This window comes from Paenibacillus sp. cl123, from assembly GCF_900101595.1.
Classification (GTDB): Bacteria; Bacillota; Bacilli; order Paenibacillales; family NBRC-103111; genus Paenibacillus_G.
In genome coordinates this window covers 455,912-480,016 of record NZ_FMYY01000003.1, presented here as the reverse complement: position 1 = coordinate 480,016, position 24,105 = coordinate 455,912, and the positions used below count along the sequence as shown (strand labels likewise).

30 protein-coding genes and 1 tRNA gene are annotated in these 24,105 nt (G+C 53.1%); 12 read left to right on the top strand and 19 right to left on the bottom strand.

The features are described 5' to 3' along the window. Positions 1 to 56 precede the first annotated feature (56 nt). Positions 57 to 773, top strand: a complete 717-nt coding sequence (locus BLR08_RS08845; RefSeq protein ID WP_072328807.1) for a Crp/Fnr family transcriptional regulator — start codon at positions 57 to 59, stop codon at positions 771 to 773. Here BLR08_RS08845 and BLR08_RS08840 read toward each other — a convergent pair. Continuing rightward, positions 770 to 1,063: a DUF1811 family protein gene (locus BLR08_RS08840; RefSeq protein ID WP_072328806.1), complete on the bottom strand. Its 294-nt coding sequence runs from the start codon at positions 1,061 to 1,063 to the stop codon at positions 770 to 772. The genes BLR08_RS08845 and BLR08_RS08840 overlap by 4 nt on opposite strands. Positions 1,064 to 1,257: 194 nt before the next feature. Between BLR08_RS08840 and BLR08_RS08835 the strand changes: the two genes are divergently transcribed. Together BLR08_RS08835 and BLR08_RS08830 are read left to right on the top strand one after the other, a co-directional pair. Next, positions 1,258 to 1,485 (top strand): hypothetical protein, encoded by a 228-nt coding sequence (locus BLR08_RS08835; protein ID WP_072328805.1) that lies wholly within the window; start codon positions 1,258 to 1,260, stop codon positions 1,483 to 1,485. A 125-nt stretch (positions 1,486 to 1,610) separates the two neighbouring features. Then, complete coding sequence (locus BLR08_RS08830; protein ID WP_072328804.1) at positions 1,611 to 2,057, top strand: PilZ domain-containing protein; 447 nt, start codon at positions 1,611 to 1,613, stop codon at positions 2,055 to 2,057. Here the strand turns inward: BLR08_RS08830 and BLR08_RS08825 are convergent. Beyond that, positions 2,037 to 2,981 (bottom strand): hypothetical protein, encoded by a 945-nt coding sequence (locus tag BLR08_RS08825; RefSeq protein ID WP_256257451.1) that lies wholly within the window; start codon positions 2,979 to 2,981, stop codon positions 2,037 to 2,039. The two genes, BLR08_RS08830 and BLR08_RS08825, sit on opposite strands and share 21 nt — an antisense overlap. 692 nt (positions 2,982 to 3,673) lie before the next feature. Here BLR08_RS08825 and BLR08_RS08820 point away from each other — a divergent pair. Further along, a tRNA-Val gene (locus tag BLR08_RS08820) sits at positions 3,674 to 3,746 on the top strand. A 295-nt stretch (positions 3,747 to 4,041) separates the two neighbouring features. On the opposite strand, the gene BLR08_RS08815 is transcribed toward BLR08_RS08820, so the two are convergent. After that, a complete protein-coding gene (locus tag BLR08_RS08815; protein WP_072328803.1) occupies positions 4,042 to 4,578 on the bottom strand; it encodes a hypothetical protein in 537 nt (178 codons plus the stop codon). Positions 4,579 to 4,956: 378 nt separating this feature from the next. Between BLR08_RS08815 and BLR08_RS08810 the strand changes: the two genes are divergently transcribed. After that, positions 4,957 to 5,256 (top strand): hypothetical protein, encoded by a 300-nt coding sequence (locus tag BLR08_RS08810; RefSeq protein ID WP_143014348.1) that lies wholly within the window; start codon positions 4,957 to 4,959, stop codon positions 5,254 to 5,256. 125 nt (positions 5,257 to 5,381) lie between these two features. On the opposite strand, the gene BLR08_RS08805 is transcribed toward BLR08_RS08810, so the two are convergent. Continuing rightward, positions 5,382 to 5,612, bottom strand: coding sequence for a hypothetical protein (locus BLR08_RS08805; protein WP_072328801.1), 231 nt, complete (start codon positions 5,610 to 5,612; stop codon positions 5,382 to 5,384). A gap of 172 nt (positions 5,613 to 5,784) precedes the next feature. Here BLR08_RS08805 and sda point away from each other — a divergent pair, with 172 nt between their 5' ends. Further along, complete coding sequence (gene sda / locus BLR08_RS08800) at positions 5,785 to 5,940, top strand: sporulation histidine kinase inhibitor Sda (RefSeq protein ID WP_083536778.1); 156 nt, start codon at positions 5,785 to 5,787, stop codon at positions 5,938 to 5,940. Positions 5,941 to 6,030: 90 nt separating this feature from the next. Here the strand turns inward: sda and BLR08_RS08795 are convergent, their stop codons facing one another. Then, complete coding sequence (locus BLR08_RS08795; protein ID WP_072328800.1) at positions 6,031 to 6,216, bottom strand: hypothetical protein; 186 nt, start codon at positions 6,214 to 6,216, stop codon at positions 6,031 to 6,033. Between the two features lie 202 nt (positions 6,217 to 6,418). Then, the gene (locus tag BLR08_RS08790) at positions 6,419 to 6,634 is read right to left on the bottom strand and encodes a hypothetical protein (RefSeq protein ID WP_072328799.1); all 216 of its coding nucleotides are present in this window, start codon (positions 6,632 to 6,634) and stop codon (positions 6,419 to 6,421) included. 116 nt (positions 6,635 to 6,750) lie between these two features. Between BLR08_RS08790 and BLR08_RS08785 the strand changes: the two genes are divergently transcribed. Then, entirely contained in the window at positions 6,751 to 6,978 is a 228-nt protein-coding gene (locus BLR08_RS08785) for a DUF3973 domain-containing protein (protein ID WP_072328798.1), read from the top strand. 366 nt (positions 6,979 to 7,344) lie between these two features. Beyond that, positions 7,345 to 7,503, top strand: coding sequence for a hypothetical protein (locus BLR08_RS31070; RefSeq protein WP_176835462.1), 159 nt, complete (start codon positions 7,345 to 7,347; stop codon positions 7,501 to 7,503). Between the two features lie 40 nt (positions 7,504 to 7,543). Here the strand turns inward: BLR08_RS31070 and BLR08_RS08780 are convergent, their stop codons facing one another. The 7 genes from BLR08_RS08780 to BLR08_RS08745 all read right to left on the bottom strand — a co-directional run bounded on the left by BLR08_RS08780 (position 7,544) and on the right by BLR08_RS08745 (position 10,254). Next, entirely contained in the window at positions 7,544 to 7,741 is a 198-nt protein-coding gene (locus BLR08_RS08780) for a hypothetical protein (protein WP_072328797.1), read from the bottom strand. A gap of 301 nt (positions 7,742 to 8,042) precedes the next feature. Further along, complete coding sequence (locus BLR08_RS08770; RefSeq protein WP_072328795.1) at positions 8,043 to 8,435, bottom strand: VOC family protein; 393 nt, start codon at positions 8,433 to 8,435, stop codon at positions 8,043 to 8,045. 134 nt (positions 8,436 to 8,569) lie between these two features. Then, positions 8,570 to 8,959 (bottom strand): spore germination protein GerPE, encoded by a 390-nt coding sequence (locus tag BLR08_RS08765; protein WP_072328794.1) that lies wholly within the window; start codon positions 8,957 to 8,959, stop codon positions 8,570 to 8,572. Continuing rightward, positions 8,960 to 9,166, bottom strand: coding sequence for a spore gernimation protein GerPD (locus BLR08_RS08760; protein WP_090585971.1), 207 nt, complete (start codon positions 9,164 to 9,166; stop codon positions 8,960 to 8,962). Beyond that, on the bottom strand, positions 9,120 to 9,773 hold the full coding sequence (gene gerPC / locus BLR08_RS08755; protein ID WP_072328793.1) for a spore germination protein GerPC: 654 nt from the start codon (positions 9,771 to 9,773) through the stop codon (positions 9,120 to 9,122). The genes BLR08_RS08760 and gerPC overlap by 47 nt, the downstream gene beginning before the upstream one ends. A gap of 22 nt (positions 9,774 to 9,795) precedes the next feature. Next, positions 9,796 to 10,017: a spore germination protein GerPB gene (locus BLR08_RS08750; protein WP_072328792.1), complete on the bottom strand. Its 222-nt coding sequence runs from the start codon at positions 10,015 to 10,017 to the stop codon at positions 9,796 to 9,798. 15 nt (positions 10,018 to 10,032) lie between these two features. Next, positions 10,033 to 10,254: a spore germination protein gene (locus BLR08_RS08745; protein ID WP_072328791.1), complete on the bottom strand. Its 222-nt coding sequence runs from the start codon at positions 10,252 to 10,254 to the stop codon at positions 10,033 to 10,035. A 131-nt stretch (positions 10,255 to 10,385) separates the two neighbouring features. Between BLR08_RS08745 and BLR08_RS08740 the strand changes: the two genes are divergently transcribed. Beyond that, positions 10,386 to 10,868 (top strand): Hsp20/alpha crystallin family protein, encoded by a 483-nt coding sequence (locus BLR08_RS08740; RefSeq protein ID WP_072328790.1) that lies wholly within the window; start codon positions 10,386 to 10,388, stop codon positions 10,866 to 10,868. Between the two features lie 76 nt (positions 10,869 to 10,944). On the opposite strand, the gene BLR08_RS08735 is transcribed toward BLR08_RS08740, so the two are convergent. Continuing rightward, positions 10,945 to 11,163, bottom strand: a complete 219-nt coding sequence (locus BLR08_RS08735) for a spore germination protein (RefSeq protein WP_072328789.1) — start codon at positions 11,161 to 11,163, stop codon at positions 10,945 to 10,947. 202 nt (positions 11,164 to 11,365) lie between these two features. Next, complete coding sequence (locus BLR08_RS08730; RefSeq protein ID WP_072328788.1) at positions 11,366 to 12,265, bottom strand: helix-turn-helix transcriptional regulator; 900 nt, start codon at positions 12,263 to 12,265, stop codon at positions 11,366 to 11,368. A gap of 126 nt (positions 12,266 to 12,391) precedes the next feature. Here BLR08_RS08730 and BLR08_RS08725 point away from each other — a divergent pair, with 126 nt between their 5' ends. After that, the gene (locus tag BLR08_RS08725; RefSeq protein ID WP_072328787.1) at positions 12,392 to 14,458 is read left to right on the top strand and encodes a beta-galactosidase; all 2,067 of its coding nucleotides are present in this window, start codon (positions 12,392 to 12,394) and stop codon (positions 14,456 to 14,458) included. Positions 14,459 to 14,675: 217 nt separating this feature from the next. Here the strand turns inward: BLR08_RS08725 and BLR08_RS08720 are convergent, their stop codons facing one another. The 4 genes from BLR08_RS08720 to BLR08_RS08705 all read right to left on the bottom strand — a co-directional run bounded on the left by BLR08_RS08720 (position 14,676) and on the right by BLR08_RS08705 (position 20,326). Continuing rightward, on the bottom strand, positions 14,676 to 16,868 hold the full coding sequence (locus tag BLR08_RS08720; protein WP_072328786.1) for an alginate lyase family protein: 2,193 nt from the start codon (positions 16,866 to 16,868) through the stop codon (positions 14,676 to 14,678). Positions 16,869 to 16,887: 19 nt separating this feature from the next. Further along, positions 16,888 to 17,757, bottom strand: a complete 870-nt coding sequence (locus tag BLR08_RS08715; RefSeq protein WP_072328785.1) for a carbohydrate ABC transporter permease — start codon at positions 17,755 to 17,757, stop codon at positions 16,888 to 16,890. A gap of 18 nt (positions 17,758 to 17,775) precedes the next feature. Further along, positions 17,776 to 18,684, bottom strand: a complete 909-nt coding sequence (locus BLR08_RS08710; RefSeq protein ID WP_072328784.1) for an ABC transporter permease — start codon at positions 18,682 to 18,684, stop codon at positions 17,776 to 17,778. 79 nt (positions 18,685 to 18,763) lie between these two features. After that, a complete protein-coding gene (locus BLR08_RS08705) occupies positions 18,764 to 20,326 on the bottom strand; it encodes an extracellular solute-binding protein (protein ID WP_176835461.1) in 1,563 nt (520 codons plus the stop codon). A gap of 302 nt (positions 20,327 to 20,628) precedes the next feature. Between BLR08_RS08705 and BLR08_RS08700 the strand changes: the two genes are divergently transcribed. Continuing rightward, entirely contained in the window at positions 20,629 to 22,386 is a 1,758-nt protein-coding gene (locus BLR08_RS08700; protein WP_176835460.1) for a cache domain-containing sensor histidine kinase, read from the top strand. After that, the gene (locus BLR08_RS08695; RefSeq protein WP_072328781.1) at positions 22,373 to 23,998 is read left to right on the top strand and encodes a response regulator transcription factor; all 1,626 of its coding nucleotides are present in this window, start codon (positions 22,373 to 22,375) and stop codon (positions 23,996 to 23,998) included. Before BLR08_RS08700 ends, BLR08_RS08695 begins: the two co-directional genes overlap by 14 nt. Positions 23,999 to 24,105: the final 107 nt, after the last annotated feature.

Here is a 24,105-nt window from a genome sequence, read left to right as displayed (position 1 = left end):
TGCGTTAATGTAGAAGCAGCAAGCGTTAGTATGGTATAGGAACGGAGGAATCCATCATGAAATATGCGGAGCAGCCTGAGCTGCACGTCGCGAATACGGAATGCTTCTCCGAAAGCAACTTGCTTAAGATTCAGGAGATTATGTACGATATGAAAGCGGAGGCCGGCAGCCACCTGTTTTGGGAGGGCGACCCGGCAGACCGGCTGTATTTTCTGAAGCAGGGCCGCATCCGGCTGACGAAAAGCAATGACGAGGGCAAAAGCTATATTTTATACGTGTATAATAAAGGGGATTTGTTCGGGCAGGTCGATCCTTTCGTTCATTCCGTGAACAGCTTTAATGCAGAGGTAACTGAGGACAGCATCGTGGGGGTTATTCAGCAGAAGGATCTGGAGGTACTTTTATGGCAGCACGGCGATCTGGCCGTCGAGTTCATGAAGTGGATGGGCTTGATGCACCGGATGACGCAAACGAAGTTCCGCGATCTCATGATGTTCGGCAAGCCGGGAGCGTTATGCTCCACCTTGATCCGTCTGTGCAACACGTATGGCAAGGAGCAGGGAGACGAAATTCTGATCACCAAGAAATTCACGAACAGCGAGCTGGCCGACATGATCGGCGCAACCCGCGAAAGCGTGAACCGCATGCTCGGCGATTTGAAAACCTCCGGGATTTTGGCGATGAACGGCAGTCTGATCATCATCAAGAAGCTGGATGAGCTCAAAACGATCTGCCAATGCGAAAATTGCCCCAAAGATATGTGCCGAATCTAAAACCGCGTAAGCATGGAAATGGGGAAGCTGGCTTCCGTACCGTCACCGAGCTTGCCCCAGGCCATAATGCCGTTGATATAGGCCACTTCAAAGGGAATCTGGACGCCATCCACCTTGTATAAGCCAGGGCCGTAATCCGCCGGATTGAGCAGATACGCCCCAGCGGTAACCAGCTTGCGCTCCGCCACTGCGCGCTGACTGGGAAATTCAGCCCGTTCCAGCTCTGCTCTTGCCAGACGCATCTCCTCCTGCAGCTCCGCTTCGGTCATTTGACTGTACAGCTTCTTCATTCTTCATTCTCCTTGTCTTGGCCCGGATTGGACTGGCTTAGCCTTCCCTTCCAGCAGCCCTTCGGCATTTTTTGTCGAAATGATGTCGCCTTCCGAATTTGCTTGTCAGGTTATGTAACATTATTTTAGTCGATATAAACAGTAACAAATGGTATAATGAGGGTATCCGATCATTATAAGGAGGAATATCCCGAATGACAACGGAACTGCTCTTTCAGAATCAGAAAATTCCCGTAAGCTTTATTTCAAGCGATCAGAAAGCGATTCCCCAGTTGATCAACTTACTGGAGCGCACCTCTTCCCAAACGGCCTCCGCTGAACAATCCGACCTTGCCTTGATCGACCGTATTGAGGTAATCGGCAACAATGCCGTCCTGCATAGTAAAAATCCGAATGTCAGCATCGAATTGCCGCTCTACTAGAGCGGCTTTAGCATGTCCGGCCAAGCAGCCGATTTCGATTGCCTTACGGAAGCAATTACGCTATAGTAGACATGAGCAACGCGAGCTTCACTCTTTCCTAACATTTAGATGCAGAGGTTGTCTACATGAGCTTGGATAACAAAAGAAGTTTTTTTCGCATTAACTTGCCGCAGCCATTAGGCGCCGACTTGAAAATTATAGGAACCGATCACATAGATCAACATCCGAAGCTGCACAAGGCCGCTATTATCGACATAAGCGCAGGAGGCGCCCGCTTCTATACGCATGCGCCTCTTCCGGATGATCATAATTTGCTGGCTGAGCTTAAATTTCTATGTATGGGCAAGGAGCTTCGTCCTTACGGCGTCATCGTTCGCTCCTCGCTGCCGGAGCCCGGTCACTGCGAGTACAGCCTTCAATTTTCGCTCGACGACACCGACACGGCCGATCTGGCCGGAACTTTGAACCAACTGGCCATCAGACTTCGCAAGGTAACGCCGATGACCAGCTGCAGCTTTCTAACGCCGGAGGAAGCGGCGAGGTTTTTCCCTCTAACCGCGTGCTTGGCCTGAGAGGCCGACGCTCAAATATCGTTTGCCCGAATCCGCTTGCCCGATCCAGCTGCGAAACAGCTGCTGATCGGGTTTTATTTTATCATACAGATCCTTCAGCCCCAGCACGGCGGCCTCCATCCCATATTTGCCGAACGCCTCGAACAAAAAGCTTGTCCTCTCCGCGTCCGTCTTGTTTTCATACAACTCCTCCGCAATCCAGCTCTTCTCCGCATCAAGCACGATGACATCGGTCCACACAGCCAACCGGCCGGCCGGCTTAAGCAGCGAAAGCAGCAGTTTGTTGTAGTCTGTAACAAGCGAATTCCGCAAATACGCCAGAGCCTCCAAAATTTGCCGGACATCCGTCTCTGCGTACCGTCCCATATAGCTATGAAACTGCAGCAGCGCATCCGGATAAAATAACTGGGTATGCACGCCCGAGGAGACGACATAAGAAAACGATTTTTTCAAATGAGGCACAGCTTCGTGACCATGTACCTGGAATCCCGCATCCCGAATAAAAGCGGCAATCTCTGCTGCGGACGCTTCGCTCAGCAGCAGCTCCTCAAACTTCTCATAGAACGAAATTTGATCCAGGCATGTGTAGTCTACCCGCGAGAGCGAACGTACGCGATTCCGAACAGCTCCCCCTCCCGCCTCCAGCCATTCCTCCAGCATGTTGTCTTCCGTATCCAGCACCGTCACCTGCTGAAAATATTTGGCCATCCCCGGCAGGTCGACATCGCCGTGATTGCCTGCCCCCAGTACCACAGCTTTCTCCGGCAGAGGAAGCAGCGCGATCGAGTCCTCCACTAATCTGCGCACATGATACCGGTGAGTTCCGTATTCCTGCTCTCCCCAATCCAGTTTCTCTTCTGCTTGCTGGTCTTCTTCATTCGCATCCGGAGATTGCTGCTGCATGGTCCACCGCCAATCCTTCATCCGGGTCATCTCCTATCTGATCTGCATCGCCTATCTTCATGGATTGATTATATCATAGATGAGAGGGAGGAACCTATGCGTGCATCAAGGGCATCTGATGGACATGTCATGCCAATGCTGATTTATTCCACGTGTAGATGTACGACGGCTCATTAGCCGCTTTACTTCAGCAACAGCTGTATCCAGCCGATCAACGATATCCATAATACAATACTCACAAATGCTCCCACGACAAAACCGAATCCGAAACTGTTCTCCATCCCCTGCACCGCCAACCGAAATGATGTCTTATATTTTTATATCGGTTGAGTTTGATTTTTCATGAATTCGGATAGCAAGGAAAAGCATGAAAAAAAACTGGCGTGTGGCCAGGGCTTTGTGTCCAATTGGAATGGATTTAGAAGTCCGGTGAACAAAGCGCGGCCTGCGGCCGATTGGCGCTTCCACTCGCTGTTTCAACTCCCAATCGGCTCTCCGGCCTCTTGTTCACCGGACGTCTAGCGGTAAGGACATGATATCACAGGCACCCTCCCTATATTCGCGTTGCAGCTGCTTGAGTGTATAGGCTATCAATAGCTTTTTTATTGTCTTTTCTAGGAAGTTATCCTTGACATTTTTTTAGGTTCTTGCTAATATTATAAATACCTTCTTAACTTATTATGAGAATTCGATAAGAAGTGGAATATCAATATGACTTGTTAGCTCAGCTGGGAGAGCACCATCTTGACAGGGTGGGGGTCAGTGGTTCGAGCCCACTACAGGTCATAACCGAGAAGCCTTGATACATAAGGCTTCTTTTCTTTTTCCCCAAGCCTCTCAACATAGTCCTTCCGTCATTGGGCGCGAATGGTTATCCTAACTTCTCCGAATTAAACATTTTCCGAAAGCGTCCGCTGTTAAGCAAAGTAAGAATAAATCCATTGAAAGATAAGACTTTTTTCACGCGGCCTATTGAATATAATGCTCCCCGATCTTGTTGCCGATTAACCATATTTCGATTATCGGCAAAATGAATACCATAACAGCTATAAAGTGTTTCTATCTCTCAACGAAATGAAACTCATTTTCCACCTTCCAATTCTGTCTTCCGGCGCTCCAGATCAGCCAACCGCTGCTCCGCGGCAGCAATCTGATCCTTATAAATGTTGATGGCTTGTTCGACTGATTTCTTGTCTGCGTATAGGTCGTTAAGACTCCTCTTGATAAATTCCATAATCTCCATCTGGCTCTCGATAGATCTTTTTTCATCCCCAATCAGCCGTTCTAGTTCTTCAAGCGACCGCACAGGCGCATCTGTTTTCTGGTTAGGCAGAATCACCCTAATTGTCTCCATCGCTTCAATCGTATTCTTCATGTCGATTCCGGTTTTTGGATCGAAACTCACTTCCAAATCCAATGCTTCTCCCGCTGCTCTCACTGAGATGTAACTTGTGCCGTCGATGATAGCGGCGTCAGTCGCCAATCTCTGACCATTTACTGTGATCGGGAAGGTGCCTTGAACCTCTTTGCCTATGATACTGACGATTTCATTTGCATATACCGTGCCGAAACTCGCAATTCCTGCTCCTACGACAATCCCAACCATGAAGTTTCTCATATTGACATCCTTTATTGGTATTTCCAACCATTATATATCAGGTTGTAAAGATGAGAATACCTTTGTGAGAGTTATTGATCCATCTGATCCATGCAACGCTCGAACATCTCGGGAAGCTGTAGCACAGACCACCTTACAAAAAATGGTATGGTAGTACCTATTTCTTTCCCCTCAACTCGCTTATGATGGATACGTACCGTATCCAAAATTGGGAGTGATTGGATGAGAAGAATACTTATTTCCGCAGGATTGCTTATGTTGATGTGTTTGATGACTGTTGTCCCTGTCTTCAGTGCCGAGCAATCAAGTCTTCTTCGAATCGACAGAGCCGTTTTTTTGTACGGCCCCCTATTCAGTACATACACGAGCGACTTCTTTATGTATGAAAATGAATACGGCTCCATATATGAGGTTACTATCGATGGAACTACCTTTGACGCCGTTCCGATTGCCAGCACTAGCAGAGACCCGAATCCGGCTCCCTTCCGCACGCAAACTCTGTACTTAAAAACGGTGGATCAAGTATACGAAGGGTATCCGGACTATGTAAACTTCTCCAGCCTCTCATTAACCAGCGGAGGGCAATTTATAGTAGACGGCGTCGTGAAGGACTCCTTTATTACCTATGAAGATTACTGGCAAGCCTATACGACCGTGCAGATCATTCCTTCTCCCTAACACCTGCATGGAGTATAAGCATAAGCACAACCTGTTCCTGAAACATTCGGTGTCGAACACCAGACGACCTCTGATACTCCTTAAGCCCCTTCCTGCCCGAAGGGGCTTTCTCATTGCCCCATACATCAACGACTTCCTTCTTGGCGTCTCTTCACAACTCCAGCATTGTCCTTCTCCGGCGCATCCTCATACTCGGATACCCACAGCAGCCCCATGCATACGACAAACATGCCTCCGATCAAAGCAAGCCCCGGGAAAAGGAGCTGATTCATCTGCGTGTATAAAACGCCGGCAATGGCGACCATCAATACTCCGAACAAGCCTACGCCTGCCCAAGCGGCCGTTTTACGTTTCATGGGCTTTCCCTCCGTTTCCGCGTTCCTTCTCCCCATATATATTCGCAATAAACAAGCTTAGACTTCAACACAGGCAATCTAATAGATCCTTAATAATTGCAGGCGTAAAGTCCTAACAATTTCGTCGTAAGATCAGAGAAACTAGTAGAAAGCGAAGTGATGAGCGTTGAAAATGCTCAATGACGACTTGCTGGTTCAAACCTACATAGACGCCGTCAAATATGGATTGGACAAGGAGTTTATCCGAGTCCTGCAAGAGGAAATTATTTTGAGGGGATTGATCAGCCCGGAAAAGCAGGCCATGCTGATGCAAGACAGCAACGAGTAAGCTGACGCGTAAAAGTAAAAGGACCTGCTCATGACAATGAACAGGTCCTGGGTCCGTTAAAAATGTTGGAAGAAGGGATTCGGGAGGCTGCTAATCTGTCTCTTGAGCTTCGGAGGCTTCCTCTTCTGCTTCTTCCCCGGCTGCCACTTCAAGCTCAGCCGATTCTTCTGAAACCGTTTCCAATTCTTCAGAAATCACATCTTCCGATTCTTCTGCGGCGGCTGCTTCCTCCACATTTTCCTCATTAGACAGTACTACTTGTTCTTCTTCTCCCATGTCGATCCCTCCCAAGGTTCACTTAGGTTCCCTAAGCGTGTCCTTATCATAGCATGGGCGCCTTGCAGAATATGTCAAAGTCTGATGGCGAATATATTACATTTGTATGACAGACTTTTTTCACACAAATGGGCCCCGCATCCAGCCAAATCGGCCGTTTGCAGTGACCCGTGTTCTAATAGTTCCGTCCATTTCCTTCCTCTTACTCTCGCAAAGCCTCGCTTAGTTTCGTGGACATCGTCGGCTTCTGCGCCGTCGTCGCCTTAAGCAGCGCCGTCTTCAGCCGTTTATTCTCTCCCGCGAGACGTTCAAGCTCCTCGATAAGCTCCCCCACAAGCGACTCGACGGCCGAATCCGACGACGCTTCTTTGATTAGCAGCCATTTTTCCTTGTAGTCCTGGGTTTGACCGGATACCATGGTGCGATGTTCCCCTTTCCTGACAAATAGTCATTCTCCGGACGACAACTGACATATTCCCCCGCCTTCATACATATTGTGATATTAATTGAATCCAGGGGCGAGGGGTCGTTGACATGTTCTACTGTATTGCTTGCAAGCAGCTTCATCCGTCGGAGCCAAGAGAATATTTACATATTTTCAAAACAGGCTTTCATATTCTTACAAGCGTCCGTTACCCTGCAGGACTATGTCAGAGCGAGGCCCGGGAGTTAGCAGGGGCGGCTGCGCCAAACTTTGACGGCAAGCCCAACGGAGTAGACAAGCATGCCAAGCCCCATGACTATGCCGAGAACAAGGTATAGCCACTGTGACCACCCTTGAGGCGGCGGCGCGCCTTCACAGGCACAAGCATAGGAAGGGGATGCCAACGCCGCCCCTACCCAGAGAGCCGAAACTCCCGGCAAACCAGCTATGCTTGTTCTGCGGCACAGGCTCACGAGCGAGGATCCCAATTTGCTGCATGGCGCTGACATTCTCTTCATTCGGTCTGTTCCTCCTTCTAGCCTGTTCGACAGACAGGCGCACGATAACCGTTAGACGAGCGCTGCCAGGAAAAGGTTCCGTCTCACAGAGGCATTCGGACATGACTCTCGGCCGCCCCTTGGTATAACGGCTCCGAATTGGTGTAATCATGGAGTAGATCACCTAATGTCTGGAGGAGAACTTAGATGAAAATTATGATTACAGCCCAGGAAGCGATGGAGCGCGGCATATGGCTAGAACTGATGCAGTTGTTCGGACTGCATGAAGAAGATACCATTAGCCCGGGTGAGCAGTTTATTTTGACAGAAGAACAAGCGATACGACTGGAGCTGATCCGCACTTAAAAGAAGGCTCTCAAGAGAGGTTTTCCCGCCTCCCTATAGGCTAGCGTTTTTTATGCGACTGCCAGTCGATCACATTGTCCCGGAGTTCCGCGGCATTTACTTGTTCATTGCGTACCATTTGCGACAAATCGTCGATCGTTTTGTCCAGCAGCTCCCCCTTATGTTTGGAGAACAGCTTGCGCTTTTCTTTCCTTAGAAGCTCAAGTATCAGCTTTTTCTGCTGCAAGTTGAATAACATCCGGGTATTCCCCCTGCCGGCTGGATGGGCGAAGGCCCCTCTCCTCAGGGGCCCGGCTTACTTTTCATAAGTCTGCCTCTCTCCAAGCCGCTTATGATTTCATTTCGAAGGTCAGACATGGCTGACCGGATGAGCGATATACCAGCGCTGAAGGCATCTGACTTGTTTTGACCCCGTACGACCGGCAGCCCCTTGGAAACTGGGGGTCCCATGTAACAAAATAATGCTTGCACTGCAAACAATTGATTTTTACGGGCTGCCCTTTGGATAGTTTGTCGGCTCCTGTCTTCATGCTAATCCTCTACCGGGTAGACTGGAACAGTTCGATCCATTCTCCGTCCGGACCATGGAAGAAAAAGTACCTGGAACCATTGGGCAAAGTCGTGATTTCCTGATCGATGAGACGCACATGGCTTAACCCCTGGATACGCTTGAATTCCTCTTCGATATCATCGACCGTAAAAGCTACATGGTGAACCTTGCCTTCCTGGGGCAAGCCGTCATGGTAGCCTTGAATTAATTCCAGCTCCGTTTCTCCCTGCCGGCCGAAGCCCAGGAATGCGAGCTTGATCACGCCATTGGTATGATCGAGCGTTTCTTTGCAGGTCAGCCCGATCACTTCCTCATAAAATCGCACCGACGTCTCCATATCCTTTACCATAATGCCGACATGCTCTAGCTTAATACGTGCCAATCCTTTCACTCCTTCTTAAGGTTCCTTGCCGCTTCCTCCTGCGTAAATCTAGCTCCCAATCATTATACCATAAGCAGAGGTCGTTGCCCGGCCGTTTCCCATTAAAAAAGAGAGCATCGCTTGGATGGCTCTCTTTATTTGGGCACCAGACCTGTCAGCTTCTCCCGTATATTTTTGATCCTGGACTGAGCGTCCATGCGGCCAAGCGATCCTACCTGAAATGATGATGAGGTGGACACCGCCAATATCCGGACCTGGCTGACGCAAATTTCCGGATTCACATTATTTACGCTTAGCCGTGTCACCCGGATCGGCTGAAGCTGCGGGATAGGCACAGAGAAGATCGGATACGCGGACAAATCTCCTTCATCGCCCCTGAACCGGCTGATCTCGCGTTGAATGGCCAACGCCTCGGTTAAAGGAGCAAATTGCTGCAAATCTCCGATAAATAAGGCCGAGGCATAACCAATACTGTATACTTTCATTGCCTGCACTTTGCTGGTTCTTACCCGATTGACGTTCATCTAGCCCTCTTCAGCAGCTATTATTCCTGCCGGGCCAATAATAAGCGATTCCGGCGGCGTATCGAATACGGAGGATAACATAGCGGTATCCATGTCCCCGATCAAAAACAAGGACGAACTCGCGACACCATCCAGATTGATCGTTCCTACACTTAGCACTTTATTTTCCACCTGCAGCAGAATCACTTCCGGACTGACTTGACGCATCCATCTCTCCTCCTTCTTGCTGGCGCTTCAACATAAATTGATCCAGACCGGCCTGAATGTCATTGATTACCGCATCCGTAATGATCTTCTCCTGCTCCGGCATGACGGAAGCCGGCGCGGGCCCGGCTATCGCCTGCATGTAATATTCGATTCTTTGTCTCGTCTGCCCCTGCAGATCCCCGGCTACACGCGCCCCCAGGTCCTCCTCAAGCTCCAATTGGTATTCGGCTTTCAGCCTGGCCATTTCATCCGGCAGCCTTTGCTCCAAAAAGGTCTGGACGTTCCGCTGTATACGTTCGAAAGCCTCGGAGCGCGACGTATTGGTCGTGATCGTTTTGCCGTCGACAGCCATATCCTCAATGTCTTGACCATTCAGCCCCGAAGGCGATATGCCCACATTCAACGTTCCCTCCAGCGTTTCCACCTTCAACTGATCGAAGTTATACTCGATTTTATCAATGCGGATACGTTCCTGACCTTTGACCTGCTCCAGCTCTTTCTCCATACGATCAAGCCTGGTTTCCAAGTAACGAATCCGATCCGTCTGCCATTTCAAATACGCGTGGAGCTGCTGGAAGTAGGTCTCGTATTCCGAATTCGGGCGCATGGCGTATTCCTCCGTTTTGCAATTAAGTGGACGGGACTGGAAGCGGAACCAGCGGCAGCGGCGAAGGCTCTTCGGCTGATTGTCCTAATTCAGGCGCAGGACCCGTAAAGCCGCCCGTATTATATAAGTTGGCCAACGATCGGATGGAGCCTGCGGTACCAATCTGAAGCACGGATGAATTGTTTACCGCACCGATTTTCATCTGATGGATCACTATGCTCTGATGCACGGTCCATGTCGCCATACTCATCCACCCGCCTTAGTTCGTAAGCGCAATATTCGAATCGAGCAGATCATTATCGTACGTATTGGTCGTACTCACATAGTTATACACACGCAGATTGTCTCCGGTATTAAATGATCCTGCTCCGGCAAAGGTTTTCGCTACAGACTGAGGAGCAAGCTGGACTGAATCCCCGATATGTACGATGGAGCCTGCGCTGACGTTGTTGATCTTGATGGCACCCACGATAGCCGGCATAAGGCAGCACCCTACTTCACATCGTTTTATTTCAATATATGTCGCAGTGGCGCAAAGTATGTTTTCCCAAGCAAAGGCGCTCATGCGTACAGATCGCGCATCATATACTGGGAACAAAGGAGTGATCGCTCATGAGCAAAACAAATCCGCCTCATTCATCCAATCCGAATCCTTATTTCGATATGAACTGGAAGCAATTCGAACAATTTTTCGGCGGGAAAATGCCTTTGGCTCCCACCCCGTCAATCCCGGGCGATCTGTCCTGGATCGATGGCTACATCAAAGATATCATGAAGCAAGCTATGCCTCAGGCGCAGGTCCAATCCCAGTCCCTCAAGCATCACTTTCACACGGAGGTGTTCGACACCCATCGCAATGTGATCGTCAAGGTGCATATTCCGGATAAAAGCCAAGCGAGAAAAATACGGGTAATGCTGAACGTCAGCACGCTGCGGCTCGAGGGGCTGCCTCAAGACAGAACCCAGACTGTCCGGCTCCCCAGCCTGGTCAGCGCTACAAGCTGCAAGGCGGTCTACCGCAACGGTATTTTGCAGCTCCATATGCGGAAACAGTCCACGGAAAATCCCTTTTACGAAATAGATGTCAGATTCTGAGCCCGCCAAAAAGCACATGCCGCCGTACTCTGCGAATACGGAACATGTGCTTTTTCTATGCCATTCCGGATAAGGACTAGTTGTTCCCCGCATTGTTGCTGTCGGCAACATCCGGATCGAGCGTATTTGTGAAGCTGATCAGCGTGAACGTAGCGCAGAAATCGCCGGTATTGCCGCCCCCGCCTCCGGAAGCCGTCTTCGAGGTGCTCTTCGGCGTCACTTGAAGCACATCGCCAAACACCAATTCTCCGTCATTGCCTGTAATTTTAATCGGAGCCAGGATAATTGAAGGCATGTGGATTCTCCCCTTCCTCTTTCAAATGATAAAGTATATGAGCGAGAAAATGGAATCATCACGGCGGACAGGATGTTAAGAAATAAATATGCGCTTGCCGGCTCACTTCCTGGCCTTGCTAACGGTGAGCAGCTGATATTCCCCCCTGCTCCGGGATAGAGCGCAATAGCGAGCCTGGCTTGACACAGCGGAAAGAGAAGGTTCACAACGGCTTCACCGGTTTGCCCGCTTGAACGTGCCGCTTCGGTGTCGTGCCATACGTACGCTTGAACATCCGAATGAAGTAGCTGGTATCCATGCCGAGCTGCTCCGCGACCCGCTCCACCGTAATGCCGGGATAGTCCTTAAAAAGCTGCAAGGATCTGCTCATGCGCAGCTGCAGCATGTATTGCTGAGGCGTCATGCCGTAGCCTGCGACGAACAGTCGGTGAAAATGCTGCACCGAATATCCGGCCGCATTGGCAATGTTGGACAGGAGCAGCCGTTCGTTCGAGTGGTCATGGATCCACTGCACGGCGGCTTGCAATGCGGGGTTGGGCTGACCCGACGGCACGACCTTCTTGGATGGCTTGGCGGCCGGGTATTGCCCCTCCATCCAGGCGAGCAGCAGATCGTACAATCGCCTGGAAGCGTCGTAGGCATGCTCGCCGCCTTGATGGATCGAATGCCAGATGCCTTCCAGCTTCAGCCAAAGCTCTGCGAAATTCGGTGCGTGGACGGCGACCGGTTCCGGCTCGGCCTGCTGCTGCGGCGTTCCGCCGGCCGCTAGCTTGCTGACGCCCAGCTGCAAAAGCAATCCTTCGGCCGCGCCGCCGCCGAAGGCGATAAAGCCGAGATCCCAGGTATCCTCCGCCTTATCCGGTCGATAGCTATGCCGCGTATGCGCAGGCATCAACAGCGCCATGCCCGCCGACAGCCCGTACTCGCGCCCGTCGGCCAAGCGGAACCGCCCCTTGCCTCGGCGGGTCAGGAACAGCTGATGCGCGGGATAGCCGCTGCGCAATCTGTCAATCTCCCTCTGCTCATGGCTGCCTACGCACAGGACGTACAGGGGAAGGCGCTGCTCCAGATTGGCGTTATCGGCGAACAAGAAAGGCATCATCGGAAGTGACTCTCCTCTTATGTTAAGATCGGACGATTTATTGACGGTTCTATTCTATGATTATAGCTTTGTTATGGACTATGATCAAAGCATAAGAGAATGATTAAATGACGAGGTGGAGTGTATATGACAACGCTACATGCGCCGATAAGCCCCAAGCTGCCCGTGCTCATGCACGGAGCTGACTATAATCCCGACCAATGGCTGCATGATCCCGCCGTATTGGAGGAAGACATACGGCTTATGAAGCTTGCCGGCTGCAACGTAATGGCGATCGGCATCTTTTCGTGGGCTTCGCTGGAGCCCTCCGAGGGCGAATTCCGGTTCGAGTGGCTGGATCAAGTGCTTGAGCGCTTCCGCAACAACGGCATTTACGCCTGGCTGGCGACGCCGAGCGGCGCTCGTCCCGCTTGGCTGTCCGACGGCTACCCGGAGGTGCTTCGGGTAGGTGCTAACCGGGTTCGCAATTTGCACGGGGGGAGGCATAACCACTGCTATACATCGCCGGTCTACCGGGAGAAGGTGGCCATCATAGGCCGCAAGCTGGCGGAGCGTTACGCGGCACATCCCGCAGTCGTCGGCTGGCATATTTCCAACGAATACGGGGGCGAGTGCCATTGTGACCTGTGCCAGGATGCGTTCCGGGACTGGCTGAAACGTCAATATGGCACGCTCGATGCGTTGAATCTGGCATGGTGGACCTCGTTCTGGGCGCATACGTTTACGGATTGGAAGCAGATCGAATCCCCCGCTCCCCACGGGGAACGGATGGTTCACGGCCTGAATCTGGACTGGCGCCGCTTCGTGTCGGAGCAGACGATCGCCTTCTGCAAGCATGAGATTGATGCCGTCAAATGGGCCAATCCCGACCTGCCGGTTACGACCAACATGCATCCGATCGAAGGTCTGGATTACCGCAAATTCGCCGCCATATTGGACGTGATCTCCTGGGACGCCTATCCGACCTGGCACAGCGAGCCGGATAACGCCAAGATAGCCTCGACGTTCGCCTTCCATCATGACCTGTTCCGCTCCATTATGCGCAAGCCGTTTCTGCTGATGGAGAGCACGCCCAGTATGACCAATTGGCAAGCGGTGAGCAAGCTGAAGAAGCCGGGAATGCACCGGTTGTCTTCCCTACAGGCGGTTGCGCACGGCTCCGACTCCGTGCAATATTTCCAATGGAGGAAAAGCAGGGGCTCCAGCGAGAAATTGCACGGCGCGGTCGTCGACCATGCCGGCCACGAGCACACCCGCGTATTCCGCGACGTGGCGGAACTGGGCGGCACATTGGCCGACCTCTCGGAAGTGACAGGCTCGTCGACCCCCTCGGAAGCCGCGATCCTGTTCGACTGGGAAAACCGCTGGGCGGTCAAGGACGCGCAGGGCCCGCGCAATTCCGGGCTGCATTACGAGGAGACGGTGCAAGACCATCATCACGCGTTCTGGAAGCAGGGCGTCTCCGTGGATGTGATCGGCAGCGAGGACGACTTTGCGCCCTACAAGCTGATCGTTGCGCCGATGCTCTACCTGTGCAGAGAAGAAACCGGACGCAAGCTGGAAGCATTCGTGGAGCGCGGCGGCACGCTGGTCGTTACGTATTGGTCGGGCGTCGTGAACGAGTATGATCAATGCCATCTGGGAGGCTTCCCGGGGCCGCTGCGCAGGACGCTCGGCATCTGGGCGGAGGAGCTCGACGCGCTGTATGACCATGAGCGCAACGGCTTGTCCCTGCTAGAAGGCAATCGGCTCGGGTTGTCCGGCCGTTATGAATCCCGCGACCTGTGCGAGCTGATTCATCTGGAGGGGGCGGAAGCGCTGGGCTGCTATACCGACGATTTCTACGCGGAGCGCCCCGCCCTTACCGTCAATAAACTTGGACTGGGCAAGGCCTATTATGTGGCAACTCGACTCGGTGACGACTTCCTGTATGATTTCTATCGCAAAGTGACGGCGGAAGCCGGTGTCGCGTGCACGCTGGATACGGAGCTGCCGGCGGGCGTTACGGCTCAGCAGCGAACGGACGGAGAATCGGATTTTGTTTTCCTGATGAATTTCGGCGCCAAGGCGGCGGAGGTGGCGCTGGACGGACATTCCTACGTCGATCTCGAAAGCGGCGAAGCCTTGGGACCGGTCGTCCTGCTGCCTGTTCACGGCATTCGGGTACTGAAGCGGGACTCGTCTCGCAATTAAATGGCATGGCAAACGTCCCGGACAAGCGATCAAGAGTCGCGAGTCCGGGACGTTTGCTTCTATCCTGCGTGCCGGGTCGCCGTCGTCTGACCCGGTTATCCGGCCCCCCCTGCTCCAGCGGTCCGGCACATAAGCAAGCCGGCTTCGATGCCGAAGCCGGCGCTTGCTTGGTATAATGGCGGCCGGTTATAGCGCAGCTGGCCGGAAGCCGCTGTCCCTAGGCCAGCGAATGGAGCAGAACATCATCGACGCCGCGCCGCCCGCCCAATTCGATCTCGCGAACAACCGGCTTCGGCAGCAGCCCTTCCGTTACGGGATTGCCCGTATGGTCCAGATAATCGGCGACCTGCAGCCCCCGGTGATCGAGGCAGATCTCGTCCGTCCAGCCGTCGCCGGCAATCCGGAGGACGGTCGCCTCTAGGCGACAAAGCTCCGCGCCCTCCGAGACGGCGTTGATCCGCGACAGCTCAAGCGGCGGCGTCTTTGAGCCATAAGGCAGCACGACCGTTTCCATGACCGCCCTTCCAGTGGCTTTCAGCGTGCGTTTGACGACCGGCTTCGTATGATACTGGCCCTGGAGGAAATATAAGCCGGACTCAAGCGCAAGCTGGGCGGAATCCAGCTCCGGGTAGGCCAGCAGCACGCTGCCGCCTTCCTCGCGGTCCGTCCGGACGCGACCATGTCCGAAGTCGGCGGTTGCCGCGCCCGGAGGCAGGTGGAAATATTGCTCGTAAACATGCTGCTCCCGCGCTTCGAACAAATCCACGATCAGCCAATACCTGTTTTTGACGAACAATACCTTGCGGGAATGGATGACGGGATCGTCGTACCGCGTATAGCCGTAATGGCTGGCAAACCAGTAATCGTAACGCTCCGTGCTCCGGAAATCCCAGATGCGGCAAGGAGCCGTCTGCGGTGTGTTCCAATGGGCGCTGCGGACATGCTGGTCCCCGCCGTCGACCACAACCGTATTGTGAGCTCGAGTGGAAATAACATATTTGCGCTCCTTGTTCCACTCGAACAAGCCGATGCCGGAATCGACGAGCAGCTCCCGGCTGCCGGCCAGCGCGATAACGCTCAGCGTGTCGGCATGGGCATGACCGGCGACGCCGACGCCGGCGCGCGCCGCCATGTACAGCGCGTCGCCGCTCCAATTCTCGCGGGATATGAGATAGCCGCCGATGGGGAAACGAGCCGCCGTCGCCTGCGGCGCCCTCGCCTCCAGCCTCCTGTAGCGCTCGGTCGCAGCCGGACCGACTCTCCACAGCAGCGAGAAAGGCAGTTCCTCGCAGCCGTGATATTTGAAGTCCGGCCGGTTGAACAAGTATGCGCCCAGACTCATGACTGCGCGGAGATCGTGTGACGATAGAACGTCCGTATCGCCGAATCTCGGGAGCTGTCCGTCCGGCGTCATGAGATGCATCAGCACATCGAACATCTTCTCAAGCGTACGGTCGTATTCGCTCGCCGGGATATCCAGCTTCTGCAGGAGCGCGACCAGCTCGTACAAGTCCCGCATGACGACTTGATGATAGTTGGGGCTGGCTTCGAATTGCACGCCGTCCTCGTATACATTTTGCCGGATATAGCCGGGCAGCTCCTTCATGCCGTACGCCAGCCAGTCCCGGGAGTCCTTCAGCTCGGGCAGCAGCAGAGACAGCGTGATCAGGCCGCGCAGCTGCATGCAGACGTGGTTGCCATGGGACGCGTGATAATTCCGGGTATATACGCCGTGCTGGTGGAACGACTTGATCATCATCATCTTGACCTCCGGCTCGAAGGAAGGCGAACCGAACAAGGCCAAAAACGGCTCAGGCAGCACAAATAGCCTGACGCCAACCGACAGCGGGTCCCATGTGCAATGCTCGACGCGGAAGGTGCCGTCCTTGGGCATCGGATTATCGAGAATAAAATGCTTCATCATGTCATTGAAGCAGCGCGCATAAGTTTCGTTGCCGGTCAGCGCATAGGCGCGGGACAGATGCTTCAGATAGCCGAAGCGGGTAAGATGAAGCTGATACTGCGAGCTGTCGAACAGCCAGCCGTTCCAGTCATACGTTCCCTCGGGAAATACAATCCGTCTTCCCTTGAAAAGAGGGAAGTTGCTTTTCGTCAGCAGCTCCGCTTCTTCAAGCGCCAAAACGGCCTCCGGGTCATCCGCATACCGCTTGCGCGAATAATTCGCCAATTCGGGCATATCGGCCGCCTCGAAATAATACCGTTTCGTCGCTCCCGATGCGATTAGAGCCAGGTAGGCATCCCGGGCGCCGGCGATGTCGCCGGCGCTTAGCTTCTCGCGTACGCCCTCCATGCCGGGACGATCCAGGTCCAGCTCTTCGCGCAGAAACGACTTGTCAGAGGGAAGCGGCTTCGTGTAATGCGGATCGTGCCGCAGTTCCTTATATCCCATCTGTTTACCTCCCTAACAGCTATTCTTTGATGGAGCCCAGCATAGCGCCCTGGGCAAAATATTTTTGCAAGAACGGATAGACGATGACGATAGGCAGCATGGCCAGCAGGATGGCGGCATTTTGAACATTGGGCCCGAGATTGGCGGCCATCTGCGCATCGAGCGCGGCATCGGCGGAAATGTTGGACGAGCTGATGGCGACCATCTGCCGAAGCAGCGGCTGGATCGGCCACTTCGTCGTATCGTTGATATAGATAACGGCCGAGAAAAACTCGTTCCAGTACTGTACCATAAAAAACAGCGTGAACGTCGCTATGATTGGCTTGGACAGCGGAATGACGACGGACATTAAAATGCGGAATTCGCCCGCGCCGTCAATGCGCGCCGCTTCGTCCAAACTCTCGGGAAGATTCATGAAGAAGGTTCGGATGACCAGGATATTAAAGGCGCTGGTGGCGGCGGGCAGCACGATGGCCCAATACGAATCCAGCAGTCCGAGCTCCTTGACGACAAGGTAGCTCGGAATCATGCCGCCATGGAAAATCATCGTGAAGAAAATCAACAGCAAAATCACTTTCCGTCCCGGCATGATCTTTTTGGACAGGGCGTACGCCAGCGTCAGAGATACGATCAAATTGACGCAGGTGCCGAGCGCGGTAATGAAAACGGAATTTTTGACCGAGGTCATAAACGTTTGGGCGTTTAGCAAATATTTATACGCATCGAGCGTCCATGTCTTGGGCCAGATAAAAAACGCGCCCGACATGGATTGGCCCGGAAGGCTAAAGGATACCGCGATGATATATAGAAAAGGCAGTACGATCATCAGGCTGATCAGAAGGATGATGACTGCAAGCACGCTGTCGAACCAAGTGATGCGAAGTTTCATGTGATGTCCCACCTTATCTTAGAAAATGCCGTCCTCGCCCATCAGCTTGGCCAAATAGTTGGCTCCGAGCACCAGAATAAGGCTGACAACGGATTTGAACATGCCGACCGTAATGGCGAAGCTGTAATTGAATTGCTGCAGCCCGGTTTGATAGACAAACAGGTCGAACACATTCGAGACATCCAAATTCAGACTGTTGGTCATCAGGAAAATCTGCATGAAGTTCGAGTCCAGAGAAGAGCCTAACCTTAGAAGCAGCAAGATAATGATGGTGCTTTTGATTCCAGGCAGCGTAATATGCCAAATGTTGTGAAAACGGTTCGCACCGTCCACCTTGGCGGCCTCGTACAGCTCGGGATTGATACCGGCCAGCGCCGCCAGAAATATGATAGTTCCCCATCCCGCATCCTTCCAGATGGCCTGGAATACGATTAGAGGCCGGAACCAGTCATTGCTGACCAGAAACAACGCGTTCGTATTGAACCATTGCTCCAAATAATGATTGATGACCCCGGAAGGGCCAAAGAAAGAAATCGTTATGCCGTAAATGACGACCCACGATAGAAAGTGGGGCAAATAGACGACCGTTTGGGAAATGCGCTTGAATATTTTTAACCGGAGCTCGTTCAGCATGATCGACAATAAAATCGTAAACGGGAAATAGACGACGAGGCTGAGAAAACTGATCATCAGCGTGTTCTTCAGGAGAATATAAAAGTTGTCCGTGCTAAAAAATTGCTGGAAATGCTCGAAGCCTACCCAGGGGCTCTTGATCATGCCGATAAACGGACTGTAATCCTTAAAGGCAAGCACCAGTCCCCACATGGGAACGTAATGGAAGATAAGAAAATACAAAATGCCCGGTGTGGCCAGCAAAAAAAAGGGCCAAAGTTGATTGAATCGGTTAAAGCGATGGCTTCTCACCATGAGCTCTGCTCCTCCTTATCCATGAACAAAAGATAGGGGCCTTGCACCCCTATCTTTTCTCTCTGTGCAGACGTCGGCTTTATTTATGATCTGCCTTATATTGCTCCAGCAGTTCTTTCGTGATGACAGCGCCGGTGCCTGCGGTCCATGCGTCGATTTCCTTCTGTACGGCTTCCCAGGTTGCTTCGCCCAGCACGTATTGCGTCATGACTGCACTCAGCTTTTTATAGGTGTCCGGATTTTTGGTCGCCGTTTGCGAGCTGTAGCTCAAAAACGGATTCGGTACGCCGTACTTGGCGATGACGTCAAGGGAAGCTTTTTGAGCCTCCAAAATTTTCGGATTTTTGGAGTTGGCGTAGATATAAGGGTCTACGCGGTTTTGCAGCACGAACGCGCTCGGCTTCTCCAGATCGAAGAGCTTCTTCTGGTCCTCGGTTTGTACCGGGAGGCCGTCCTTGAAGTCGCTGGCATGCACGCCGATGACGCCTGCTTTGGAGAAAGCGACGTTTTCCTCGGCGGACGTGAAGTCCAGGAAGTCGACAATCTTTTGTACCTTCTCCTTAGGCACGGAGCTAGGGATCGCCCAGATCCCGTAGTAACCGCCGATCAGGGCCACGCCCTTCTGTCCTTTGCGCCCTTCCAGCACGTCGATTACGGCGATTTCAGCCTTCGGGTCGACTTGCTTCATCTTCTCGAGACTTGTCTCCGAGATGTCGCCCACGTTGCTTACAAACGCGCCGGCAACGCCAGCCTGGAATTTGTTGCGGGATTGCTGCTGGCCTTTGAGAACGGGAGCGTCCTTGTCGATCAAGCCTTTGCTCCATGCGTCTCTGAGCCATTCGAGATATTCTTTATATTCGGGCGTTTGGAAATCCCGAACTGGCTTGTCGCCGTTAAGCGCCCACGTATGCGGCACTCCGAAGGCGAATAACATCGGGAACACGGAGCCGAACGGGCCGGGACCCGCAACGCCGTCTACGCCGTAGATGGTCAAAGGCACCGTTTTTCCGCCTCCTGCAGGATCGTTTTCCTTAAAAACGCGGAGGGCGTTCGTCAACTCGTCGATCGTTTTAGGAACCTGAAGGTTGTATTTATCCAGCCAGTCCTTGCGGATCAGCACGCTGGCTTCCCCGCCGCCATACAGGCCGCGCGGTCTCGGAATACCGTAAATTTTGCCCTGCACGCTCGTATTGTTCCATACCGCCTCTTCGATCTGACTGATGTTTTTCGTTCCCTTGATGTAATCCGTCAGGTCGTGGAAAGCGCCCATTTTGACCAGGTTCGTATACTTGTCGTCCTTGCCGCTGTCGATCAGCAGCAGATCGTAATCGTTGGCCGATACGGCGACGGCAAGCTTGTCTTTGTAAGCCTCGGAAGGCACGAAGGTCAGATCGAGTTTGACGTTGCCCCGCTTCTCAAGATCGGCCTTCGCCTGATTGTTTTCCGCAGACGGCGGATCGCCGAAGGTGATCGTCATCGCTTTGATAGTGGTCGGCTTCGCATTCGAAGCGTCCGTCTGTTGGCCGTTCGCGGAGTTGGTCGGATTAGTCGCTCCGCCTTCGCTGCTGGTGCAGCCTGCGAGCACGGTCGTCATCAGCACGGATGCAGTCGCGACTTGTGCGAGATATTTATTGATTTGCATGTTCATCCCCCATTTCTAATTTTCCTTGCGTTTACATTTTTCATTATAGTTGAGCCGCGGCCATGCTTAACATGACGAAAACAAGCGAAAGTGTCACCGTTTTTAAGATGGTTTACGCTGCGTCTATCCTTACCCGGAACTGTTATACTATACTTAGGTTAGTCGAAGGACGCCGTTTGCCATGCGTCTTCGGCGACATGGATGGCGCAATGCGCCGCCCCGAGCCAACCTTGCAGGATGAAAGGAATAAAAGGATGCCTTCAGCTTTTTTTGGCTTTTTGACGCGGAGCTTTTATGTCCGCATGATCTTGATTATGCTCGCCGTGTCGATCATTCCGCTGCTGATGCTCGCTTATATCTCCATCACGGCATCCAGCTCCACGGTGGAGAAGCAGGTGAACAGGCTGAACGCCCAGCTGGTCAATCAGCTTATCGACCGGATCGAACTGTCCATGAACAGGTTCCGTGAACTGAGTGTACAATATTCGGGCTTGTTTTCGATTCAAAACGCACTCGTTTCCCCCTCGGAGCTGTATTACGAGGACGTGGTGCTAAAGCGGGAGCTGATCTCGGTGCTAAGCACAGCTTCGGCTATGATCGGCAATGTAGAGGGTCTGCAGGTATACTCCGCCGTCACGGGAGAAATTTTGTCATCCACGGAAGCGCCGTCCCGGATCGAGCGCTCGATCTACAAGCCGCTGATCGATCATTTCCTAAGCTCCCCCAGAACGGAGCTGTTTCTCGATAAGGATTCCATGCCGGGAATGGAGATGCTGCGCGATTCCAGCATCTATATGGCGCGGATTCCGTACAACAAATACGAGGAGATGAAGGGCATTATTCTGATCTCCATGAAAAACAACCAGTTCCAGCAGCAAATCGAAAATATACAGCTCGGCTCGCGGGGCTCCATTACGCTGTTGACGCCGGCCGGAAGTCCGATCGCTACGACGAGCAAGCTGAGCGATGCGGAAGACAAGGGCCGGGTCGAGACGATCCTCGAGCATTGGCGGGAGCTTGGATCGCCCAACCAATTCGCCGAGGCATCCTCGATCATTTCCGTCAAGCAGACCGGGACATATGACGGCTGGATCGTCGTCTCCGAGATCCCGTCCAAGGAGCTGACCCAGAGTACCGGCATTATCCGGGATACGGTCGTGTATTTTCTGGCCGTTCTGATCGGGCTTGGCGCCGCGTCCATTCTGGGCTTCGGTTATCACTTGTACCGGCCGCTTCAGGCCGTCAAGCGCCAGGTCAATGCGATCAAAAAGGGACAGTTCGACGCCCGGGTGGACACATTTGCCAACAATGAGATCGGCGATCTCGGACGGATGCTTAACTCGATGGCCATCCGCATCCAGGAGCTGGTGAACGATCTGCAGGATTCGGAGGAATTGAAGCGCCGTCTCGAAATCCGGGCTCTCCAATCGCAGATCAACCCGCATTTTATGTACAACACCTTGAACACCATCCGAATGTTCGCCATGCTGAAGGACTATGACAAGATTAACACATTGATGGGCAGGTTCGTCGGATTGCTGCGTTATTCCATGGAAAATTACGACCAGACCGTCAAGCTCGGCCAAGAGCTGGATTATCTGAAGGATTACGTCGGTCTGCTTAATATGCGCTACAAATGCCAGATCGTATTGGATTATGATATCGAGGAGCCGCTTGGCAGGATGCAGATTCCAAAGCTCAGCCTGCAGCCTCTCATCGAAAACTCCGTATTTCACGGCATATTGCCGAAAAAATCCGAGACCGGGCATATCGCCATCCGGGCATTCGCCAACCAAGAATCGGAGCGAATTGTCATTGAAATTCGGGACGACGGCCTCGGACTGCCCGAAGAGGAGCTGGAGAAGCTGAGGATGCATCTCCTGCGGGAGGAATCGAGCGAAAACATCGGCTTGCAGAACGTCAGAATGAGGCTGAAGCTGATGTTCGGCCAGTCGACGGCCATGGAGCTGTTCAGCGAAGAAGGAGCGGGCCTTCTCATTCGCATCGAATTGCAGGCCGATCAGATTCAGATCAAGGAGGAAGAACATGAGCGTCTATAAGGTACTGCTCGTCGAAGACGAAATTCCCGCTCGAACGGTGTTTCGCGGCATGATCGAGGAGCGCGGCGACTTGTTCGAGCTTGTGGGAGAAGCGGAGGACGGCCAGGACGGCTTAGAACTGTACAAGCGGCATAAGCCGCAACTGGTTGTAACCGATATTACGATGCCGGGCATGAGCGGGCTTGAGATGCTCCGGGCGATCGAGAGCCGCGGCGAAGCGATGCCTCAGGTCGTTATTTTGACCTGCCACCAGGACTTTCAATTTGCGCAGCAGGCCATCCAGCTCAAGGCGGCCGCTTATCTGATCAAGGATGATTGTCTGAACGATCCGGGGCTGCTGGCTCGTACGCTCGAAGGGCTGACCGAGCAGGTCGAAGGACGGAACGAGACGAGAGAGAAGCACTTGGAGCTGGAGCAGAAGGTGCGCTCCAACGAGATCGTGATCGAGCAAAACCTGTTTCTGGAGATGCTCCGCAATCCGGCAGCCGAAGATGAATGGCTGCAATCGCTGGAGAGGATAGACATCCCTGCTCGCGGCTCTCAGGTGTTTGCGCTGCTGCTGGAGCTGGATCGCAGCTCGCTGCGCTTCTCGATCGAGCTGCCGCAGGAGCTCAAGCTTTGGCAGTTCGCGGGAGTGAACGTGCTGAACGAGCTGCTTGGCGCGCTTGGTCCGCACAAAGTGATCGCGCTGGACAAAGGGCGGTTTGTCGCGATTTTTGCCCCGGGGAGCGAGTCCGCGCTCGAGACGCTGCTGGATCAGATTATTGATTCCTTCTCGAAATATTTGAAGATGGACGGGTTGGCGATGCTGAGGAAATTCCCTTCGGGGCTGCAGAATCGAATGGGCGAGTTCAAGGCATGGGTATACGCCGCTTACCCGTTCTTCTACGATAGTCGTCCGGCTCTTGGGAGCGGCTCCTCCGCGCCGGAACGAATCGGGTTTGCCCATATCCCGGAGCAATACAGCCGCTTCTGGGGCAATGTGCTGAAGAGGGCGCTGCTGGAATCGCATCTGCGCTCCGCCGCAGTGGAGCATGAGCGGAACTCCTTCCGCAAGCAGGCCATGGAGCACGGCTGGGAGCCCGAGCAGATCAAATCGCTTTATCTTCGAGTTTTCCTGGATCTTAGCCAGTTCACCAACGAAGCCGAAGGCATGGCTGATCTGGAAGCCGCCTTCCGCAAAAAGCTGGAGCAATGCCAGACCTTCGATGCCGTGCACGACTCCACGGTCGCTTGCTTCCGCAAGCTTATGCAACTGCAGGGGGACAATCGGAAGCTCGACGCCTCGATAACCAAAATCGTGCAGCGGCTGCACGAGAATCTTAACGAGCCGTTCAAGCTGGAGGAGCTGGCGGCGTCCATCAATTACAGCGTGCCTTATTTGAGCAGCATGTTCAAGAAAACTACAGGCGACAGCTTTGTCCAATATTTGAACAAGCTGCGGCTGGAGAAAGCGAAGCTGCTGCTGTTGACGACAGACCGCAAGACGTTCGAGATTGCGGAGGAAATCGGCTTCGAGAATTATCGTTCCTTCAATCGGCTGTTCAAGCGGGACACAGGACTTACGCCCTCCGACTACCGCAAGCAAGGCGTAGACGGCGGTTGGAGGTAAGCGCCGCACGCGGCGCGCCAACCATGGGCAAGGCTCTGTCCAGTTGAACGCTGTCACGGAGCCCTGCAAATATAGTTATGAAAAAAGCCCTAATGAGGCCATTGCCT

Excerpts from the sequence above, each read along its gene's own strand:
- BLR08_RS08845 (WP_072328807.1), top strand. The coding sequence starts at position 57 with ATGAAATATGCGGAGCAGCCTGAGCTGCACGTCGCGAATACGGAATGC.
- BLR08_RS08840 (WP_072328806.1), bottom strand. The coding sequence starts at position 1,063 with ATGAAGAAGCTGTACAGTCAAATGACCGAAGCGGAGCTGCAGGAGGAG.
- BLR08_RS08835 (WP_072328805.1), top strand. The coding sequence starts at position 1,258 with ATGACAACGGAACTGCTCTTTCAGAATCAGAAAATTCCCGTAAGCTTT.
- BLR08_RS08830 (WP_072328804.1), top strand. The coding sequence starts at position 1,611 with ATGAGCTTGGATAACAAAAGAAGTTTTTTTCGCATTAACTTGCCGCAG.
- BLR08_RS08825 (WP_256257451.1), bottom strand. The coding sequence starts at position 2,981 with ATGAAGGATTGGCGGTGGACCATGCAGCAGCAATCTCCGGATGCGAAT.
- BLR08_RS08815 (WP_072328803.1), bottom strand. The coding sequence starts at position 4,578 with ATGAGAAACTTCATGGTTGGGATTGTCGTAGGAGCAGGAATTGCGAGT.
- BLR08_RS08810 (WP_143014348.1), top strand. The coding sequence starts at position 4,957 with ATGTATGAAAATGAATACGGCTCCATATATGAGGTTACTATCGATGGA.
- BLR08_RS08805 (WP_072328801.1), bottom strand. The coding sequence starts at position 5,612 with ATGAAACGTAAAACGGCCGCTTGGGCAGGCGTAGGCTTGTTCGGAGTA.
- sda (WP_083536778.1), top strand. The coding sequence starts at position 5,785 with ATGCTCAATGACGACTTGCTGGTTCAAACCTACATAGACGCCGTCAAA.
- BLR08_RS08795 (WP_072328800.1), bottom strand. The coding sequence starts at position 6,216 with ATGGGAGAAGAAGAACAAGTAGTACTGTCTAATGAGGAAAATGTGGAG.
- BLR08_RS08790 (WP_072328799.1), bottom strand. The coding sequence starts at position 6,634 with ATGGTATCCGGTCAAACCCAGGACTACAAGGAAAAATGGCTGCTAATC.
- BLR08_RS08785 (WP_072328798.1), top strand. The coding sequence starts at position 6,751 with ATGTTCTACTGTATTGCTTGCAAGCAGCTTCATCCGTCGGAGCCAAGA.
- BLR08_RS31070 (WP_176835462.1), top strand. The coding sequence starts at position 7,345 with ATGAAAATTATGATTACAGCCCAGGAAGCGATGGAGCGCGGCATATGG.
- BLR08_RS08780 (WP_072328797.1), bottom strand. The coding sequence starts at position 7,741 with ATGTTATTCAACTTGCAGCAGAAAAAGCTGATACTTGAGCTTCTAAGG.
- BLR08_RS08765 (WP_072328794.1), bottom strand. The coding sequence starts at position 8,959 with ATGAACGTCAATCGGGTAAGAACCAGCAAAGTGCAGGCAATGAAAGTA.
- BLR08_RS08760 (WP_090585971.1), bottom strand. The coding sequence starts at position 9,166 with ATGCGTCAAGTCAGTCCGGAAGTGATTCTGCTGCAGGTGGAAAATAAA.
- gerPC (WP_072328793.1), bottom strand. The coding sequence starts at position 9,773 with ATGCGCCCGAATTCGGAATACGAGACCTACTTCCAGCAGCTCCACGCG.
- BLR08_RS08750 (WP_072328792.1), bottom strand. The coding sequence starts at position 10,017 with ATGGCGACATGGACCGTGCATCAGAGCATAGTGATCCATCAGATGAAA.
- BLR08_RS08745 (WP_072328791.1), bottom strand. The coding sequence starts at position 10,254 with ATGCCGGCTATCGTGGGTGCCATCAAGATCAACAACGTCAGCGCAGGC.
- BLR08_RS08740 (WP_072328790.1), top strand. The coding sequence starts at position 10,386 with ATGAGCAAAACAAATCCGCCTCATTCATCCAATCCGAATCCTTATTTC.
- BLR08_RS08735 (WP_072328789.1), bottom strand. The coding sequence starts at position 11,163 with ATGCCTTCAATTATCCTGGCTCCGATTAAAATTACAGGCAATGACGGA.
- BLR08_RS08730 (WP_072328788.1), bottom strand. The coding sequence starts at position 12,265 with ATGATGCCTTTCTTGTTCGCCGATAACGCCAATCTGGAGCAGCGCCTT.
- BLR08_RS08725 (WP_072328787.1), top strand. The coding sequence starts at position 12,392 with ATGACAACGCTACATGCGCCGATAAGCCCCAAGCTGCCCGTGCTCATG.
- BLR08_RS08720 (WP_072328786.1), bottom strand. The coding sequence starts at position 16,868 with ATGGGATATAAGGAACTGCGGCACGATCCGCATTACACGAAGCCGCTT.
- BLR08_RS08715 (WP_072328785.1), bottom strand. The coding sequence starts at position 17,757 with ATGAAACTTCGCATCACTTGGTTCGACAGCGTGCTTGCAGTCATCATC.
- BLR08_RS08710 (WP_072328784.1), bottom strand. The coding sequence starts at position 18,684 with ATGGTGAGAAGCCATCGCTTTAACCGATTCAATCAACTTTGGCCCTTT.
- BLR08_RS08705 (WP_176835461.1), bottom strand. The coding sequence starts at position 20,326 with ATGCAAATCAATAAATATCTCGCACAAGTCGCGACTGCATCCGTGCTG.
- BLR08_RS08700 (WP_176835460.1), top strand. The coding sequence starts at position 20,629 with ATGATCTTGATTATGCTCGCCGTGTCGATCATTCCGCTGCTGATGCTC.
- BLR08_RS08695 (WP_072328781.1), top strand. The coding sequence starts at position 22,373 with ATGAGCGTCTATAAGGTACTGCTCGTCGAAGACGAAATTCCCGCTCGA.